This window comes from Amycolatopsis sp. EV170708-02-1 (assembly GCF_022479115.1).
Lineage (GTDB): Bacteria > Actinomycetota > Actinomycetes > Mycobacteriales > Pseudonocardiaceae > Amycolatopsis.
The window spans coordinates 5,372,801-5,389,715 of sequence record NZ_CP092497.1; the positions used below are offsets into that span (position 1 = coordinate 5,372,801).

Annotated in this window: 17 protein-coding genes and 1 pseudogene; 7 read left to right on the forward strand and 11 right to left on the reverse strand. The window is 69.0% G+C overall.

All coding sequences use genetic code 11. The features are described 5' to 3' along the window. Positions 1-80: 80 nt before the first annotated feature. Genes MJQ72_RS24385 through MJQ72_RS24395 form a run of 3 tightly spaced genes read right to left on the reverse strand, consistent with a single transcriptional unit; the run spans position 81 to position 2,752 of the window. Positions 81-962, reverse strand: a complete 882-nt coding sequence (locus MJQ72_RS24385; protein WP_240593266.1) for a class II fructose-bisphosphate aldolase — start codon at positions 960-962, stop codon at positions 81-83. A gap of 10 nt (positions 963-972) precedes the next feature. Beyond that, positions 973-1,863 carry a 1-phosphofructokinase family hexose kinase gene (locus MJQ72_RS24390; RefSeq protein ID WP_240593268.1) on the reverse strand — a complete coding sequence of 297 codons (891 nt, stop codon included), beginning with the start codon at positions 1,861-1,863 and terminating at the stop codon, positions 973-975. 7 nt (positions 1,864-1,870) lie between these two features. Continuing rightward, positions 1,871-2,752: an SIS domain-containing protein gene (locus tag MJQ72_RS24395; protein WP_240593269.1), complete on the reverse strand. Its 882-nt coding sequence runs from the start codon at positions 2,750-2,752 to the stop codon at positions 1,871-1,873. Between the two features lie 141 nt (positions 2,753-2,893). On the opposite strand from MJQ72_RS24395, the gene MJQ72_RS24400 reads away from it, so the two are divergent. Next, positions 2,894-3,760: a cobalamin-binding protein gene (locus tag MJQ72_RS24400; RefSeq protein WP_240593271.1), complete on the forward strand. Its 867-nt coding sequence runs from the start codon at positions 2,894-2,896 to the stop codon at positions 3,758-3,760. On the opposite strand, the gene MJQ72_RS24405 is transcribed toward MJQ72_RS24400, so the two are convergent. Then, positions 3,729-3,908, reverse strand: coding sequence for a hypothetical protein (locus MJQ72_RS24405; protein WP_240593278.1), 180 nt, complete (start codon positions 3,906-3,908; stop codon positions 3,729-3,731). The genes MJQ72_RS24400 and MJQ72_RS24405 overlap by 32 nt on opposite strands. 119 nt (positions 3,909-4,027) lie before the next feature. Here MJQ72_RS24405 and MJQ72_RS24410 point away from each other — a divergent pair, with 119 nt between their 5' ends. Continuing rightward, positions 4,028-4,501 (forward strand): carboxymuconolactone decarboxylase family protein, encoded by a 474-nt coding sequence (locus tag MJQ72_RS24410; RefSeq protein WP_240593279.1) that lies wholly within the window; start codon positions 4,028-4,030, stop codon positions 4,499-4,501. Positions 4,502-4,603: 102 nt separating this feature from the next. Further along, positions 4,604-5,053 carry a MoaF C-terminal domain-containing protein gene (locus MJQ72_RS24415; RefSeq protein ID WP_240593281.1) on the forward strand — a complete coding sequence of 150 codons (450 nt, stop codon included), beginning with the start codon at positions 4,604-4,606 and terminating at the stop codon, positions 5,051-5,053. Between the two features lie 397 nt (positions 5,054-5,450). Here the strand turns inward: MJQ72_RS24415 and MJQ72_RS24420 are convergent, their stop codons facing one another. Next, complete coding sequence (locus tag MJQ72_RS24420) at positions 5,451-6,707, reverse strand: HNH endonuclease signature motif containing protein (RefSeq protein WP_240593282.1); 1,257 nt, start codon at positions 6,705-6,707, stop codon at positions 5,451-5,453. A gap of 231 nt (positions 6,708-6,938) precedes the next feature. On the opposite strand from MJQ72_RS24420, the pseudogene MJQ72_RS24425 reads away from it, so the two are divergent. Next, positions 6,939-8,383 (forward strand): annotated as a pseudogene (locus tag MJQ72_RS24425) (APC family permease). Here the strand turns inward: MJQ72_RS24425 and MJQ72_RS24430 are convergent. Beyond that, complete coding sequence (locus MJQ72_RS24430; RefSeq protein WP_240593288.1) at positions 8,363-9,112, reverse strand: GntR family transcriptional regulator; 750 nt, start codon at positions 9,110-9,112, stop codon at positions 8,363-8,365. The pseudogene MJQ72_RS24425 and the gene MJQ72_RS24430 sit on opposite strands and share 21 nt — an antisense overlap. A 109-nt stretch (positions 9,113-9,221) precedes the next feature. Between MJQ72_RS24430 and MJQ72_RS24435 the strand changes: the two genes are divergently transcribed. Beyond that, positions 9,222-10,091 (forward strand): aldolase, encoded by an 870-nt coding sequence (locus MJQ72_RS24435; protein WP_240593289.1) that lies wholly within the window; start codon positions 9,222-9,224, stop codon positions 10,089-10,091. A gap of 20 nt (positions 10,092-10,111) precedes the next feature. After that, positions 10,112-11,596 (forward strand): CoA-acylating methylmalonate-semialdehyde dehydrogenase, encoded by a 1,485-nt coding sequence (locus tag MJQ72_RS24440; protein ID WP_240593291.1) that lies wholly within the window; start codon positions 10,112-10,114, stop codon positions 11,594-11,596. Between the two features lie 87 nt (positions 11,597-11,683). On the opposite strand, the gene MJQ72_RS24445 is transcribed toward MJQ72_RS24440, so the two are convergent. After that, entirely contained in the window at positions 11,684-13,072 is a 1,389-nt protein-coding gene (locus MJQ72_RS24445; protein WP_240593292.1) for an amino acid permease, read from the reverse strand. 170 nt (positions 13,073-13,242) lie between these two features. Between MJQ72_RS24445 and MJQ72_RS24450 the strand changes: the two genes are divergently transcribed. Further along, positions 13,243-14,148 (forward strand): glutaminase, encoded by a 906-nt coding sequence (locus MJQ72_RS24450; protein WP_240593294.1) that lies wholly within the window; start codon positions 13,243-13,245, stop codon positions 14,146-14,148. 3 nt (positions 14,149-14,151) lie between these two features. On the opposite strand, the gene MJQ72_RS24455 is transcribed toward MJQ72_RS24450, so the two are convergent. From MJQ72_RS24455 to MJQ72_RS24470, 4 genes are all read right to left on the reverse strand, one after another. Then, a complete protein-coding gene (locus MJQ72_RS24455) occupies positions 14,152-14,568 on the reverse strand; it encodes a hypothetical protein (RefSeq protein ID WP_240593299.1) in 417 nt (138 codons plus the stop codon). A 28-nt stretch (positions 14,569-14,596) separates the two neighbouring features. Beyond that, positions 14,597-15,025, reverse strand: coding sequence for a helix-turn-helix domain-containing protein (locus tag MJQ72_RS24460; protein WP_240593301.1), 429 nt, complete (start codon positions 15,023-15,025; stop codon positions 14,597-14,599). A gap of 9 nt (positions 15,026-15,034) precedes the next feature. Continuing rightward, positions 15,035-15,916 carry an MBL fold metallo-hydrolase gene (locus MJQ72_RS24465; protein WP_240593302.1) on the reverse strand — a complete coding sequence of 294 codons (882 nt, stop codon included), beginning with the start codon at positions 15,914-15,916 and terminating at the stop codon, positions 15,035-15,037. Positions 15,917-15,993: 77 nt separating this feature from the next. Continuing rightward, a complete protein-coding gene (locus tag MJQ72_RS24470) occupies positions 15,994-16,854 on the reverse strand; it encodes a LysR substrate-binding domain-containing protein (protein WP_240593304.1) in 861 nt (286 codons plus the stop codon). Positions 16,855-16,915 lie beyond the last annotated feature (61 nt).

A 16,915-nucleotide genomic window follows, 5' to 3' on the forward strand; every position in this document is an offset into this window, starting at 1 on the left:
CGCCACCACCTGGATCGAAGATCACACAAGTTCTGCTTGTTCTTGCGCAGTTTTGTGAGGTTTCACGCACATGTCAACACTCAATCGCGCAAAGTCTGCTCAATCGTCACCTTGACCGGTTCAACATGATCAAGCTTGAGCACTCCCAGCAGCCGTCGCACCTCGACGGCGACCGCGGCACGCCCGGCACCGAGGTACTTCCGCGGGTCGACGCGCTCCGGATGCGCACGCCAATCCCCCGCCGCGGCCGCGGTGAACACCTTGTTGAGCTGGGTGGCGATATTGATCTTCGTCATCCCGGCTCGCACGGCTTCGGCCAGCCCGTCGTCGGGCACGCCGGAGGATCCGTGCAGCACCAGCGGCACCGGCACCCGCTCCCGCAGCCGTGTGATCAGCTCGAAGTCCAGCGCGGCGTCACGGGTGAGCATGGCGTGCGAACTGCCCACCGCCACCGCCAGCGCGTCGATCCCGGTGGACGCGACGAACTCCGCCGCCTCGTCGGGATCGGTGCGCGCGCCGGGCGCGTGGACGCCGTCCTTGCCCCCGACCTCACCGAGTTCGGCCTCGACCCACACGCCGTGGTCGTGGCAGTATGCGGCGATTTCCCGCGTGGCGCGGACGTTGTCGGTGTAGTCCAGTTTGGACGCGTCGAACATGACGGAGCCGAAACCGAGCGCGACCGCCTCGCGGACCAGATCGGCCGATTCCGCGTGGTCGAGATGCACCGCGACCGGCGTGGCGGCCGCCCTGGCCGCCGCGAGGGCCGCAGTGCCGACCGGCGCCAGCGAGCCGTGGTACTTCACGGCGTTCTGGCTCAACTGCACGATCACCGGCGCTGCCGCCGCGGCGGCGCCGTCGATGATCGCGGTGATGTGTTCGAGCTGGATCGCGTTGAACGCGCCGCAGCCGTGCCGGTCCGCCGCCGCGGCTCCGACGATTTCCCCGGTTCCCACCAGAGGCATGAGGGTTCTCCTAGTCCGGGCGGGCGCGCACGGCGACCAGCCCCTGTTCGGCTCGGTAGTGCGCGAGGTCGACGTCACCGGCGAGCGGGCCGAGCACGGCCGCCCCGGACAACGCGACGGCGCGGCGCAGGATGTCCGGCCAGGATTCGGCGCGGCTCAGCCCCAGCGCCAGCGCGGCGACGACGGCGTCACCCGCGCCGGTGGTGTTGCCACTGAGCACAGTGGACGGTGTCGCGTGCCAGATGCCGGAGCCGGTCACCGCCAGCAGCCCGTCCGCCCCCAGCGAGACGACGACGGCGCCGGCCCCGGCCTTGCGCAGTTCGGCCGCGGCGGCCACCGGATCCCGCAGGCCGGTGACCTCGCGCAGTTCGTCGGCGTTCGGTTTGACGACGGACGGTTTCCCGGCCAGTCCGGCGATCAGCGCCTCGCCGGAAGTGTCCAAAATGGACGGCGCGGTGCCGAGCAGACCGGCGTATCCACCGGCTCCCGGAGGGAGGCTGCCCGAGCAGACGAGCACGTCCGGCTTTCGGGCCCGGACGGCCGCGGCAAACGTTTGCCACTCGTTCCCGGAGAGCCGCGGCCCGGGCTCGTTCAGCAGCGTGACCGATCCGTCGCCGGCGAGAACCGTGATGGTGCGCCGGGTCTCGCCGCCGACCGGAACGGCCGTGGCCGGAACGCCCGCCGCCGCGAGATCGCCGACGACCGCGGCGCCCGTCGCGCCGCCCGCCGTGAAGATCGCCCGGACGTCGGCGCCGAGCGTGTGCAGCACGCGGGCGACGTTGACGCCCTTGCCGCCCGCCCGGTGCCGCACCTGTCGCACCCGGTGCACGTCACCGGCCCGCAGACCGTCCACTGTGTACGTGACGTCCAGCGCGGTGTTCGGCGTGACGGTGACGATCACGGCTGCCTCAGGTCAGGACGACGGAACGGGTGAGGCTGCGGGGGTTGTCCGGGTCGAGGTCCTTGCGGGCGGCGATGGCCCCGGCGACACGCTGCGCGCGGACCAGGTCCGCCAGCGGGTCCAGACCGCTTTCGACGAACAGGCCGCCCGCGCGGGCGACGTCGCCGGCCAGCCCCTCCGGCGCCTGCCCGAACATCCAGGTCACGCGGCCGGGTTCGCTGATGCTGATCGGCCCGTGCCGGTAGTCCCATGCCGGGTACGACTCCGTCCACAGCAGGCACGCCTCGCGGAACTTGAGCGCGGCCTCGTTCGCGATGCCCACGGACCAGCCGGTGCCGAGGAAGCTGAACTGTTCCGCGGTGATCAGCTCGTCGGGCAGCGGCTCGGCGAGCACGCGTTCGGCCTGGTCCGCGACCGCGGTCAGGTCCTCGCCGAGGTGTGCTCGCAGCATCGCCAGCGCCGTCGTGGCGAAGCGGGTCTGCACGACCGAGCGCTCGTCGACGACGGAGAGATCGACGATCGTGTCGGCGGCAGCCTCGATCTCACGGGGCACGCCGGTGATCGCGATGGTCGGCGTCCTGCCCCGCAGCTTCGCCAACAGGGCGTGGACCTCGGTCGTGGTACCCGACCTGGTCAGCGCCACGACGTGGTCGTAACCGCGGCCGTCCGGGAACTCCGACGCGGCGAAGGCGTCGGTCTCGCCGAGCCCGGCAGACTCGCGAAGGACGGCGTACGCCTGGCCGATGAACCACGACGTGCCGCAGCCGACGATCGCGACCCGCGCGCCCGGGGGCGGCAGCAGCTCACTGTTCGCCGAGGCCAGCGCCGCCGCGTCCCGCCAGCGGCCGGGCTGGCTCGCGATCTCCGCCGCCATGAAGGTCCCGCTCATGAACTCCCCATCCGTGCCAGTTGTGCGCAATAGCTGTCACGTTAGGTGCAGTTTTGTGCAACGTCAATGCTCTGTTAGCGCACTTTCACGCATTTGGTCCGCGCGGATTTGCAGGATGGCCTGGTCGCCTACGGTGGACGGATGCGGATCGTCTCGCTGCTCCCCGCCGCGACCGACTTCGTCGCGGCCCTCGGTCTCCTGCCTTCGCTGGCGGGCCGGACCCATGAATGCGACTGGCCGCCCGGTGCGCTGGACGACGTCCCGGTGGTCACGAGCAGCGCGATCGACCACGACGTGCTGTCGAGCCGGGAGATCTCGGCCGCCGTCGGCGGCGAACATCGCGGCTCGGGCCTGTACTCCCTCGATGCCGCCCTGCTCGCGGCGGCCGAACCCGACATCGTCCTCACCCAGGATCTCTGCGATGTCTGCGCGGTCTCGTACCGCCAGGTCTCCGAAACCGTGCGCGCGATGGACGGCGACACCCGGGTGGTCAGCCTCGAACCGCGGACACTCGACGGCGTCTTCACCTGTCTGCGCACCCTCGGCGAAGTATTGGGCGTTCCCGAGCGCGCGGCAGCCGAGACACGTCGTCTTCAGGACCGCTTGGCGGCGGTCCGCGCTCGCGTCGCGGGACGGCCACGCCCGCGAGTGGCGGCCATCGAATGGCTGGACCCGCTCTGGCCCGCCGGGCACTGGGTCCCGGAGCAGATCGACGCCGCCGGCGGGATTCCGCTGCTCGCCGCGGCGGGCGAACACACCCGGCCGATCACGTGGGACGCCGTCGTCGAGGCACGGCCCGACGTACTGCTGCTCATGCCCTGCGGATTCCCGCCCGAACGGACCGAAGCGGAACTGCCGCTGCTGACCGGACTGCGCGGCTGGGACGACATCCCGGCCGTGCACATCCTGGACGGCCCGGCTTACTTCAACCGGCCCGGCCCCCGCGTCGTCGACGGCGCCGAGATCCTCGCCGGGCTCATCCACGCCCCTTCGCCGCCCACAGGTTGAAACCGACGGCCGCCGCCAGCGCGACGCACCAGATCGCCAGATAGCCCGGGGACCAATGCCGGATCAGGGCGACCAGCCCGACGATCAGGCAGATGGCGGCTCCGACGGCGGTGAACAGCGAGACGGCGCTGGCCGGACGATTGCCCATCACTCACGGCTACCCGATTTCCGGGTGATCAATCGTGGTGACCGGCGTCACCCCTGGAGCTGTCACAACCGCGCCGCCAGGATCGTCATGTGTGCAGGAACCGACGGAGAGGAAAGATCATGGAACCGCGAATCAACCTGTTCGAGAACACTGTCGTCCTCAGCTACGTCAAGCGTCTCGGCGCCGCGAACCGCCCGATCGAGGAGTCCTCGCTGCCGCACGCGACCCAGGAACTGGTGAAGCTGCGCGCCAGCCAGATCAACGGCTGCGGCTTCTGCACCGACATGCACAGCAAGGACGCCGTGCACGCCGGCGAGACCTCGGTACGGCTCAACCTGGTCGCCGCCTGGCGGGAAGCGAACGTGTTCACCGAGGCCGAGCGCGCGGCCTTGGCGCTCACCGAAGAGGGCACCCGTATCGCGGACGCGCACCACGGGGTCAGCGACGAAACCTGGGACCAGGTCCGCAAGCACTACGACGACGAGCAGATCGGCGCCCTCATCTCGCTGATCGCGGCGATCAACGCGTACAACCGGCTCAACGTCATCGCCCGGACCCCGGCAGGCGACTACCAGCCCGGCATGTTCGGCTGATCCTCGCGTTCATCGACAACAGGACCGCTTGGCCGGACAACGATTCCGGAAGCTCCCGGTGCTAAACCTTCGGAAACAGCGATTCTTCCGGAGGTTCAGCCCGTGGAACTCGACGTCCGCTTCTTCCCCGTGACCGGGACCCATCGGCTCAGCACCGACCTCGTCGGGCTGCGCGCGAACTTCCACTACGGCTCCGGGAACGTGCTGGAGCAGCACTACGCGGACAAGACGACGATGATCTGGACCGGCGTGTCCGGCGATTTCGCCGGTGTCCGGCAGAAGGAGGCGACACTGCGCGTCTTCGAAACCGGCCCGGCGCAGTATTTCGTCACCTGGTACGAAACCGGGACCGTCGCGACTGCGGCGCACGGCGAGATCTTCGACGGCGGCTATCCCATCGCGGTGATGGCCGACTTCGGCAAGGCGGTGGCCACGGCCGCCTACACGAATCCGCGCGAGGACGGCGGGCAGTACTTCCTCGTGGATCAGGCGACGATCGAGATCCTGGACAAGCCGCACGGATGGCCTTCCTTTCCCGAGCCTCGGTCTTGAGTGGTTTTTCGGATTCTGGGGTGCCGTCCTCCGGCGAGCCTTTATCGGGGAGCCGCGCCTCTGCGATCTGGTGTGAACAACGGGCCGGTTCCGGTGGGGTCGCTGTAGGCGGATGGGGTGAATTCGGGGAGGTCGTCCTGGGCGATCCGGGGGGGGCAGAGGTGATCACGGCCTCAAGTTGTCGCGGCCGGTTGTGGTTTCGGTTCTGGACTTTTCGCGGGGTCGGCCTATGTCCTGAGGTGCATGGTGTTGCGCCTCGGTGTCCCGGTCGGGTCGAGGTAAGCGGGCGGGGTGAATTCGGGGAGGCCGTCCTGGGCGATCCGGGGCAGAGGTGATCACGGCCTCAAGTTGTCGCGGCCGGCTGTGGTTTCGGTTCTGGAATCTTCGCGGGGTCGGCCTATGCCCTGAGGTGCATGGTGTTGCGCCTCGGGGTCCCGGTCGGGTCGAGGTAAGCGGGCGGAGTGAATTCGGGGAGGCCGTCCTGGGCGATCTGTACTTTCCATTCGCTGCGGTGGATCAGCCGGTGGTGTTTCGTGCAGAGGAGGACGAGGTTGTCGATTTTCGTTTCGCCGTGGTGCCGCCAGAAAACAATGTGATGAGCGGTGCACCGCGGCACCGGCATGTCACAACCCGGGAAGGCACAGCCGCCATCGCGGAGGGTGAGCGCGTACTTCTGGGCCAGGGAGACGGTGCGTTTCGACCGGCCGATGTCCAGCGGTTCGCCCGCGGTGCCGAGGACGCCGGGTCTGACACGGGCGTCACAGGCGAGAATGCGGGCGTCGGTGACACTGATCGGCCCGACCAGATCCAGGTGGGCTTCACCGAGATCATTCATCAAATCCTCGTAGGACATGGTGACGAGGATGTGCGTCGCTTCCCCCGCCTGGCCGGGAAGGTTCCGGCTGGTGGTCTTCAAGCGGACATAGTCGGTGAAGGCATCCCCGTAACGTTCATCCTGGGTACGGGAGTCCCGGACCCCGTCGATGGCCTTGTGCGGCTTCGCCATCGGATCCAGGTCGGATTTGAGGCGGGCGTAGGTTTCCAGGTCGAGTCTGGCTTTGAGGCCGAGGGTGCCGTCGCGGTGCTTCACGAACCGCAACTCCGGCCGGGTCTCTTTCGGATCCTCGTTGCGGGGTTCCTTGCCATCGGGGTCGAGCTCGTCGAGCAGGCGCCGTCCGGCACGGGCGATCTGCCGAGGCCCAGCATGACGGGCCAACTCGACCAGGATCTTCTCCCCAGCACGCACATCCTCTTCGGGGACGGCGGACGGGATGCGGGCGAGGGTTTTGATGATGGCGTCGATCTGGCCGCCGCCGATCGCGCCCTCAGCGGCGGCGTCGGCTGTGAGCGGTGCCAGGGGTGGTTCGGGGTCTCCGCCGATCGACGGACCAGGGTGCAGGGCGAGGACGCGGTCGGCGCGGGCGCTGGCTTCCTTGTCCGACACCAGGAAATCCTCGACAATCAACCCCGCCAACGTCGAATGACCACTACGGCCACGCACCCCACGGGAGTTGATTTCCGCGAGGATCGCGTTCTGCTCGGCATCCAACCGGCGCTTCTGGATTTCAAGTTCCTGTTTACGGGCATGCAGCGTCGCGGTGTCGACGCGCCACCACTCGGTGGACGTCTTCGGAGAGGCCTCGTCGCTGGACACAAGATCAACGCTACGCCGAGTCGAACACCTGTGCTATAGCATATTCAGACTACAAAGCCCCGGAATCGCGTGGATCGTGAAGCGGTAAGGGCTTCCGGCATCGAGGCACGCCACCTTCACTCCGGCCGAGGAAAACCAGGCGCTGCCGAACAAGTGCCGCGCGCGCAAAGGCAAAGCCGACGCCCGCCCCCGCTCCCATACTGGCCGTCCAGCGGAGATGAGGAGCAGCGCATGAGCCGAGACGACACGTCGCTCGCCAAGAACGTCCTGGGCGTGCCGGGCATCGTCTTCCTCGTGCTCGCCGCGGTCGCTCCGCTGACCGGGATGATCGTGATCGCGGCCATCGGCATCGCGGTCGGGAACGGCGGCGGCATGGTCGCGGCGTTCCTGCTGGCGACGGTCGTCCTGCTGCTGTTCGCGGTCGGGTACGCGCAGATGTCGCGGGTGCTCACCAGCGCGGGCGGCTTTTACGCCTTCGTGGTCAAGGGACTGGGCAGGACACCGGGGCTCGTCGCCGGTTTCGTCGCGATGCTCGGCTACAACTGTTTCGTCGCGGGAGCGATCGGCACGAGCGGGTTCTTCACCTCCACGGCGATCGACGACGTCTTCGGCCTGAAACTCGATTGGCTGTTCTGGAGCGCGCTTTCGGTCGCGCTGGTCCTCCTGCTCAGCCGCCGCGGGATCGCGGTCAGCGCGAAGGTGCTGGGTGTCTCGCTGATCCTCGAAGTGTCGATCCTGCTGATCATGGATTTCAGCGTGCTGTTCCGGCACGGCTTCTCGTTCGCCGCGTTCAGCCCGTCCGTCGTGTTCCAAGGTGCCGGTGGTCTGGCGTTGTTGTTCGCCGCCAACGCTTTCATCGGTTTCGAGGCGACGGCGCTGTTCGGCGAGGAGGCCAAGGATCCGAAGCGGACGATCCCGCGGGCGACCTACATCGCCATCGGGTTCATCGGGGTGTTCGCCGCGTTCACGACCTGGGCCGTGGTCAGCGCGATCGGCGCCGAGCAGGCGCGGGACGTGGCCGCCGCGCATCTGTCGAGCGGGATCTCGTGCTTTCGGTCGCCCAGGAGTATCTCGGCGGCCCGTTGACCAAGCTGATGTTGCTGCTTCTGGTGGTCAGCCTGTTCGCGGCGCTGCTGGCGCTGCACAATTCGGCCACCCGCTACCTGTACGCGCTGGGGCGGGTCGGCGTGCTGCCGCGTCTGCTCGGCAAGACCAGCCCGCGCAACGGGGCGCCGCGCTACGCCTCGATCGTCCAGCTGGCCTTCGGTTCGTTGGTGGCGCTGGCTTTCCGCCTCTCCGGGCTCGACCCGGTCGCCGACCTCACCGCGAGCATGACCGGCTTCGGCACCCTCGGCATCCTCACCCTGCAATTGTTCGCGGCGGTGGCGATCCTGGTCCACTTCCGCCGGACGCGGGACCGCCGGATCGTGAAGACGCTGATCGCCCCCGGGCTGGGCGCGGTGGGGCTCGGGCTCATCGTGACGCTGGCGATCCTCAACTTCCCGACGCTCGCCGGGTCGAGCAACGGCGTCGTCCCGCACCTGCCGTGGCTGCTCCTGGTGGTGGCGCTGGCCGGGCTCGCGCTCGCCGGCTGGCTGCGGCGCTTCCGTCCTTCGGTGTACGAGGCGCTGGAGACCGACCTCGAACGTGAACCGTCAAACGTTGTTGGTCAGTGAGAGGTTGAACGAATAACGCGAGGCGCGGTAGACGTGCCACCCGTATTCCACGACCCTGCCGGACTCGTCGTAGGTGGTGCGGCGCATCGTGAGCAGTGCCGCGCCCGGCTTCTCGTCGAGCAACTCGGCGTCCTCCTCGGTCGCCTGCCGGGCGCCGACGTTCTGCTGGGCGGCGTGCAGACGGACACCCGCCGAGCGCAACAACTGGTAGAGCCCCTTGTCCCGGAGTTCGTCGTCGGCCGGGTCGATGAGGCCGTCGGGCAGGTAGTTGTTCATGATCGCCAGCGGCTCGCCGCCGGTCGACCGCACCCGCTTCAACCGCCGGACGTGGGTCAGGCCCGGGGTCTCGAGCTGTTCGATCGCTTCGTCGCCCGCGGGCTCGACCCGGTTCACGAGGACGACGGACTCCGGCTTGTCCCCGAGCTCGCTCAGGTCGTCAAAGAGGCTGCTCAACCGCAGCGGCCGGGCGACCTTGGTGCGGACGACCTGCGTGCCGACACCCCGTTTGCGGACGAGCAGACCCTGGTTGACCAGTGACTGGATCGCCTGGCGGATGGTCGGCCGCGACAGATGCAGCCGCGCCGCCAGATCCAGCTCGTTGTCCAGCCGGGCGCCGTTCGGCAGCCTGCCGTCTTCGATGGCGGCGCCGATCTGCCGGGCGACCTGGGAGTACAGCGGTTCCGGGCCGTTCGGATCCACGACGATCTCGCCGGGCACCCAGGGTTTCATGCGCGGAGCCTACCGCGCTCCACCACTATGACCTTATGTCCATATGTCTTGACAAAGTCTCCGGGCGCTTGCGATGGTCGGACGACCACGCGAGCCGGGAGGTACGAACGTGTCGGACACAGTGCGCCGGATAGTCGCCGCGCGAGTGCGGGATCCGGGGGCCGTCGCGGTGGCCGCGGCCACCCGCGTCCGGGCCAAGTCACCGTTCAACGACAAGGGCCGCACGATGATCATCGCCGCGGACCATCCGGCCCGCGGCGCCAACGGTGTCGGCTCCGACCCGCTCGCCATGGCCGACCGCGGCGAACTCCTCGACCGCCTCGGCCTGGCGCTGGAACGGCCAGGCGTCACCGGCGTGCTGGCGACGCCGGACATCATCGACGACCTGCTGCTGCTCGGCGCGCTCGACGGCAAGACCGTCATCGGCTCGATGAACCGTACCGGACTGGCGGGGTCGAGTTTCGAGATCGACGACCGGTTCGCCTGCTACGACGCCGAAACGATCGAGCGGATGCGCTTCGACGGTGGCAAGACGCTCACGAGGATCTGCCTGACCGACCCGGCGACGCCGAGCGTTCTCGAGAACACCGCGAAAGCGGTCAACGACCTCGCCGACCGCAAGCTGATCACGATGGTCGAGCCGTTCCTCTCGGACTGGGTCGACGGGCGGCTGCGCAACGACCTCTCCCCCGACGCCGTGATCCGCTCGATCACCATCGCGTCCGCCCTCGGCCGCACGTCCGCCTACACCTGGCTGAAGCTTCCGGTGGTGAAGGACATGGAGCGCGTGCTGGCCGCCTCGACCCTGCCCGCCGTCCTGCTGGGTGGCGAGGTCAAGGACCCCGACGCCGCCTTCGCCGCCTGGCAGCGGGCGCTCGCGCTGCCGACCGTGCAGGGCCTCGTGGTCGGCCGGTCCCTGCTCTACCCGCACGACGGCGACGTCGCCAAGGCCGTCGACACGGCCGTCGGACTGCTGTGAACACCTGTGGAGGACAACGCGTGAAGACCATCGACCACTGGATCAACGGTGCCGCGACCACGGCGGGCTCCACCCGCACGGCCCCGGTGTACGACCCGGCCGTGGGACAGGCGCGGGCGGAGGTGCTCCTCGCGGAATCGTCCGATGTGGACACCGCGGTGGCCGCCGCGGCCAAGGCGTTCGAGACGTGGGGCGATTCGTCGCTGTCGCAACGGACGAAGGTGATGTTCGCCTTCCGCGAGCTGCTGGTGCGGCACGAGGACGAGCTCGCCCGGATCATCTCCGCCGAGCACGGCAAGGTGATCGACGACGCGCGCGGCGAGATCGTCCGCGGCCGCGAGATCGTCGAGTACGCCTGCGGGATCGCCGACGCACTGAAAGGCGGCTTCTCCGACCAGGTCTCGCGGGACGTGGACGTGCACGACTTCCGGCAGCCGCTCGGGGTCGTCGCCGGCATTACGCCGTTCAACTTCCCGATCATGGTGCCGCTGTGGATGCACCCGATCGCCATCGCGGCGGGCAACACCTTCGTCCTCAAACCGAGCGAACGCGTCCCGTCGGCGTCGCGGCTGGTCGCCGAGCTGTACGCCGAGGCTGGGCTTCCGGACGGCGTGTTCAACGTGGTCAACGGGGACAAGGTCGCGGTCGACGCGATCCTGGAGCATCCCGGGATCTCCGCCGTGTCGTTCGTCGGGTCGACCCCGATCGCCAAGTACGTCCACGAACGCGCGACGGCCACCGGCAAACGCGTGCAGGCGCTGGGCGGGGCCAAGAACCACGCCGTCGTCCTGCCCGACGCCGATCTGGAGTACGCCGCGAACCATCTCACGGCGGCCGCGTTCGGCTCCGCCGGGCAGCGTTGCATGGCGATCTCCATCGGTGTCGCCGTGGGATCGGCCGGTGACGGGCTGATCGAGATCCTCGAACGCAAGGCCGCCGAGATCAAGGTGGGCCCCGGCCACGACGCGGGCAACGACATGGGCCCGGTGGTCACCGAGGCCGCGCGGCAGCGGGTGATCGACTCCGTGGCACTCGGCGCGAAAGAGGGCGCGACCGTGGTCGTCGACGGCCGGGACCTGCGAGTCGCCGGGCACGAAGAGGGCTTCTTCGTCGGACCGTCCCTTTTGGACCATGTGACCACCGGGATGGCCGCCTACCGGGACGAGATCTTCGGCCCGGTGCTCGGGATCGTCCGGGTGTCCACACTGGACGACGCGATCGCGCTGATCAACGCGAACCCGTACGGCAACGGGACCGCGGTCTTCACCGGCAGCGGCGAGGCGGCGCGGCGATTCCAGCGGGAGGTGAAGGTCGGGATGATCGGGGTGAACGTGCCCATCCCGGTGCCGATGTCGTACTACTCCTTCGGCGGGTGGAAGGACTCCCTCATCGGGGACAGCCCGATCCACGGCCCGGCGGGCGTGCGGTTCTACACGCGGGCGAAGGTGGTCACGACGCGGTGGCCGCATTCCGCGGCGGGGTTCAACTTCCCGACCTCCAGCTGAACCACCGCGTTTCGCAGGGCGCCACGTCTCGTGAGTGGTGAGGACGGTTCTAACCGTCCTCACCACTCACGAGGCCCAAGACCGGCGTCAGCGCACCTCTTGCCGTTGCCGTTTCCCGACGATCCGCCAGCCGACCGCCAGCACCACGACCAGCACCGGGATCGAATAGAAAGCGATCTTCTCGGCACCGTCGGAGAAGCCCATCAGGACGACCACCAGCGCGAGGAAGCCCAGCGTCGCCCAGCCGCTGTAGGGCGCCCACGGCATCCGGTAGGACGGCCGTTCGAGCTCCCCGCGCAGCGCCGCCTGGCGCAGCCGCAGCTGGCAGAAGATCAGCGTCGCCCAGGTGGTGATCACGCCGAGCGAGGCGATGGCGATCGCGATGTCGAAAGCGTCCTTCGGCACCAGGTAATTGAGCACCACGCCCAGCACGTAGGCGCCGGAAGTGAACAGGATGCCGCCATAGGGCACGTGACGGCTGCTCATCCGGCCGACGAACTTCGGCGCCTCGCCCTTGTCGGCGAGCGCCCGCAGGATGCGGCCGGTCGAATAGAGCCCGGAGTTGCAGCTCGACAACGCGGCGGTGAGCACGACCGCGTTCATCACGTCGCCGATACCCGGGATCCCGAGGCGGCTGAACACCGTGACGAACGGGCTCTCGCCGCCGTTGTAGAACGGCCACGGCAGCAGCATCGCCAGCAGCAGCACGGATCCCACGTAGAACACGCCGATCCGCCAGACCACACCGTTGATCGCCTTCGGCAGCACCTTGCGGGCGTCCTTGGTCTCGCCGGCCGCGATGCCGACGACCTCGATCGCCGAGTACGCGAAGATGACGGCCTGCAGCGTCATCAGTGCGATGCCGACACCGGCCGGGAAGAAGCCGTTGTGGGCGGTCAGGTTGTGCACGCCCGCCGTGGTGCCGCCGATGTCGGCGCTGGTGAGCACCAGCCCGGCCGCGGTGACCAGGAAGACGACGATGGCCAGCACCTTGACCACCGAGAACCAGAATTCCAGCTCGCCGAAGAGTTTCACCGAAAGCAGGTTCACCACGATCAGCACGCCGAGCGCGACCAGCGCGGTGATCCACTGCGGCACGTCGGGGAGCCATTTGTGCACGTAGATCGCCACCGCGGTGATCTCGGCGATACCGGTCATCGCCCAGTTCACCCAGTACATCCAGCCGGAGGCGAAACCCGCCCACGGCCCGATGAACTTGCGGGCGTAGGTGACGAAACTGCCGGAGGACGGCTCGTGCAGCACGAGCTCACCGAGGGCGCGCATCACGAAGTACGCGGCGATGCCGCAGAGCGCGTATGACAGGACCAGCGACGGCCCGACCTGCTGGAGCTTGCCACCGGCACCGAGGAACAGCCCGACGCCGATCGCGCCGCCGATGGCGATCATCTGCACTTGGCGGTTGCCCAGTGCTTTTGAGTAGCTTTCACCTTTTTCGGTGAGCAGCGAGGAATCCATGGTTGCCAGACGCTAGAGCGTGTGCGGCACGTCACCAACCTTGCTAAGGAAGACTTAAGGTGTGCGGGACGTCACTCCGGCGGTTTTACGGGAATTTCCCTTTTCGATTTGACAAATTCACCCGCGAACCCCGATCGTCGCGCGCGAAGGAGCGCTTCTACGCTACGGCCGTGGACCTCGCAGCGCTGCTGGACCGGATCGCCGACGACGTCGCGCCGGAGATCGGCCGCGGCTCCGTCGCGGACTACATCCCCGCACTGGCCAGGGTCGAACCCGGGCGGTTCGGCATGGCGGTGGCCGAAGTGGACGGTGGGGTGCACGGCGTCGGCGACTGGGAAGTGCCGTTCTCCATCCAGAGCATGTCGAAGGTCTTCACCTTGGCGCTCGCGCTCTCCCACGGCGACGGGGTGTGGGAACGGGTGGGCCGCGAGCCGTCCGGAAACCCGTTCAACTCGCTGGTCCAGCTGGAGAACGAGGACGGAATACCCCGCAATCCCTTCATCAACGCCGGTGCCCTCGTGGTGACCGACGAATTGGCGCACCACGGCGACGCGGCGGAAACGCTGCTCCGGTTCCTCCGGGAGGAAAGCGGGCGCGCGGCCATCGGGATCGACGCCGAGGTCGCCGCGTCCGAGGCCGGGCACGCCGACCGCAACCGCGCGCTCGCGTATTTCATGGCGTCGTACCGGAACATGCGTCATCCGGTGCCCGCCGTCCTCGACCAGTACGTGCGCCAATGCTCGATCGCGATGAACTGCGGCGACGTCGCGCGGGCGGCGGTGTTCCTCGCCCGCCACGGCGTGCGCAACGACGGCACCCGGCTGCTGGAGCAGAGCGCGGCCAAGCGGGTCAACGCCGTGATGCTGACCTGCGGCACTTACGACGCGGCGGGCGAATTCGCCTACCGCGTCGGGCTTCCCGGCAAGAGCGGGGTCGGCGGCGGCATCGTCGCGATCGTCCCCGGCCGGTGCGCGATCTGCGTCTGGAGCCCCGGCCTGGACCCGCGCGGCAACTCCGTCGCGGGTGTCGCGGCGCTGGACCGGTTCACCACCCTGACCGGCTGGTCGGTCTTCTGACGTTCAGCCGCTCGGCCGCCCCATCTCGTGTCCCGGCCGCCCCTCGGTACGCCGACGTCGCTTGATCCGTTCTTCGTGCAGGTGCCGCCGCCCGCCGGTCAGGTCACCGGTGACGTCGCGCGCCATCCGGCGATAGGCCGCGTAGTAGCCGTCGTCGTACTCCTCGATCAGCTGGAAGGTCCACCGCTCCGGGAGCACGTTGAGCCCGACCAGTTCGGTCTGGATCCGCTCCGACCACTCGGCGTGCCCTGCCTTCCGGAGGGCTTCGGCGGCCTCGCCGAGCGCGAAGTCGGCGGTTCCCGTGAGGTGATGGAAGGCGTACAGGTGGCCACGCGCCTGTTCGACCGTTTCGACGGCGAAGATCAGCTTCCCGACGGCGTCGATCGTCGCGTCGTCGGGTTCCGAGGATGAGTCAGGCATGCCGGTGAATGCCCCGGAGGCGGTGTTTCTACACCCCGCCGTCGTATCGCGTCCTGGCGTCGTTGATCTCGTTGATATGGGATTCGGCCCAGTCCCGGATCACCGCCAGCGGCGCCGTGAGAGTGCCGCCGAGCTCGGTCAACGTGTACTCGACCTTCGGCGGCACCGTCGGATGCACGGTGCGCGTGACCAGACCGTCGCGTTCGAGCCCGCGCAGGGTCTGGGTGAGCATCTTCTCGCTGACACCGTCGATCGCGGCGCGCAGTTCGCTGTAGCGCTTGGTCCCGGTGGAAAGGCAGCCGACGATCAGCGCGGTCCATTTGTCCGCGATGCGATCCAGGACCTGTCGTGAGGGACACGGCGCGCTGTACACGTCGGCGGGGCGCCCGTCCGGCAACCAGGCCAGCACCTGGCCCGGTGTGCCCGGACGGGGACGGCGGCGGGATGGCTCCGGCATGCTTCGACGTTATCCGGCGGCCCAGATCCGGCGCATCGCCGGCGGCAGGACGCGGCCGAACACCTGCCCGGCGAAATGCCCGCCCGCGAGGATCGTCCGGTCGTCCTCGATCTCCTTCAGCAGCTGCTCGCGGGTGGCGACGCCCTCCGCCGGGTCGACGTCGAACGCGAACGTCCAGTGGCTTTCGGTGATCTGCACCTGGCAGTGCATGACGTCGCCGAGCACGACGACGCGGCGGGGATCCGCTTCGTCCGGATCGGTGACCACCAGGCTGCTGTGGCCGGGCGTATGCCCCGGCGTGGCGAGTATCCGCACCCCTGGCGCGACGAGGTCACCGTCACCGAAGAAACCGATCACCTCGGCCAGCGGCCGCTGCACGGCGAGCGGATCCGGGCCGACCGGGTCGTTCGTGCCGGACCAGTGTGCCCATTCGGCCTCGCTGACGAGATGCCGTGCCGCCGGGAAGGTCAGGCCGGTCACCGGTCCGCCAGGGCCGTCCGGTGCGGGCGGGACGTTCGTCGTCCAGCCGACGTGGTCGTGGTGCAGATGCGTGTAGATCACGGTGTCGACGTCTCCGGGTGTCAGGCCCTCCTCGGCCAGGGCGTCGAGCAGGCCGCCACCGTGGAACTCGGCTGCACCGGGCAGGGCGAAGTCGACCGCGCCCAGCCCCAGGTCCACCAGGATCGCCCGGTCTCCGACGCGGATCAGGAAGGAGCCGATGCTGACCGGGAACCAGCCGCGTTCGTCGAGGAACGCGTCGTGGGCCGCCCAGCCGGACGGGACACTCGACGGCAGGAAAACGGCGGGGTTGAGCCAGGCGTGGCCGTCGGGCAGGTAGGTGACGGTGGTCCGGCCGACCTGGATCCGGGACCTGGCAGCGGGTCTTGACATGACGTGGTCTCCCTTGTGGACGGTGAGCGAAGCCGTACTCACTTTCGGGGAGCCGCTCTCCGGAGGGAAGTACGCACTTACAAGTGCGCTTCCACGGCGATCCGCGCGAACGAGCGGATCAGCGGGTTCTCCCGCTCGGTCACCCACGCGACGACCAGCGGGCTCGGGGGCATGTCGGCCAGCGGCACCCAGGTGAGCCCGTCGGGCAGGGCGTGCCCGAGCGGCGCGATACCTGCCGAGCCGTTCCACAGGACGGCCTGCAGGCATTCGCCGACCGTGCGCACCACCGGCCCGGCCGCCCGCTCGCCGACGGGGGTCGCCCCGTTCCAGTACTCGCGCCACCGTGGATCCGTTCCCTCCGGCAGCTGGAACCACGGCCGATCGGCTACGTCGGCCAGCCGGAGCGTCGCACGGCAGGCGAGCGGATCGCCGGTGCGCAGCACCAGCCCGACCGGATCCGAACGCAGCACCCGCACGGTGATTCCGGTTTCGTCGAAGGGCGCCCGGGTCAGCGCGACGTCGGCCAGCCCGGCGCGCAGGCCGGTGGTGGGATCGGTGAAATCCGCCTCACGGAAACGGATCGAGACCTCGGGGTGCCTTCGCCGGAACGCCGCGGCCAGGCGGGTGCTCGCCTCCCCCGCTCCGTCGGCCAAGGTGCCGACGGTGAGTGTCGCGGGGCCCGCCGCCTCCACCACCCGTGCGCGAGCGCGTTCGGCCTGGTCCAGCAGGGTGCGGGCCTCGGCGTACAGGGTGGTTCCGGCGGCGGTGGGCTCGACGCCGGCGGCCGACCGCAGCAGCAGGACGACGCCCAGATCGTTCTCCAGCTGCCGGATCGCCCGGCTCAGCGGCGGCTGGGTCATGTGCAGCCGCGCGGCGGCCCGGCCGAAGTGGCGCTCCTCGGCGACGGCCACGAAGTAACGCAACAGACGAAGCTCCATCACCTGCGATGATACCCATCAGGTATCGGGACGTGGAGATCGGTCTTGGACGGCGCCCGGA

What these genes read in the sequence shown, in the direction of transcription:
- MJQ72_RS24405 (WP_240593278.1), bottom strand. Translation starts at nt 3,908, where the DNA reads ATGGGCAATCGTCCGGCCAGCGCCGTCTCGCTGTTCACCGCCGTCGGA.
- MJQ72_RS24470 (WP_240593304.1), bottom strand. Translation starts at nt 16,854, where the DNA reads ATGGAGCTTCGTCTGTTGCGTTACTTCGTGGCCGTCGCCGAGGAGCGC.
- MJQ72_RS24395 (WP_240593269.1), bottom strand. Translation starts at nt 2,752, where the DNA reads ATGAGCGGGACCTTCATGGCGGCGGAGATCGCGAGCCAGCCCGGCCGC.
- MJQ72_RS24400 (WP_240593271.1), top strand. Translation starts at nt 2,894, where the DNA reads ATGCGGATCGTCTCGCTGCTCCCCGCCGCGACCGACTTCGTCGCGGCC.
- MJQ72_RS24455 (WP_240593299.1), bottom strand. Translation starts at nt 14,568, where the DNA reads ATGCCTGACTCATCCTCGGAACCCGACGACGCGACGATCGACGCCGTC.
- MJQ72_RS24445 (WP_240593292.1), bottom strand. Translation starts at nt 13,072, where the DNA reads ATGGATTCCTCGCTGCTCACCGAAAAAGGTGAAAGCTACTCAAAAGCA.
- MJQ72_RS24460 (WP_240593301.1), bottom strand. Translation starts at nt 15,025, where the DNA reads ATGCCGGAGCCATCCCGCCGCCGTCCCCGTCCGGGCACACCGGGCCAG.
- MJQ72_RS24385 (WP_240593266.1), bottom strand. Translation starts at nt 962, where the DNA reads ATGCCTCTGGTGGGAACCGGGGAAATCGTCGGAGCCGCGGCGGCGGAC.
- MJQ72_RS24410 (WP_240593279.1), top strand. Translation starts at nt 4,028, where the DNA reads ATGGAACCGCGAATCAACCTGTTCGAGAACACTGTCGTCCTCAGCTAC.
- MJQ72_RS24430 (WP_240593288.1), bottom strand. Translation starts at nt 9,112, where the DNA reads ATGAAACCCTGGGTGCCCGGCGAGATCGTCGTGGATCCGAACGGCCCG.
- MJQ72_RS24465 (WP_240593302.1), bottom strand. Translation starts at nt 15,916, where the DNA reads ATGTCAAGACCCGCTGCCAGGTCCCGGATCCAGGTCGGCCGGACCACC.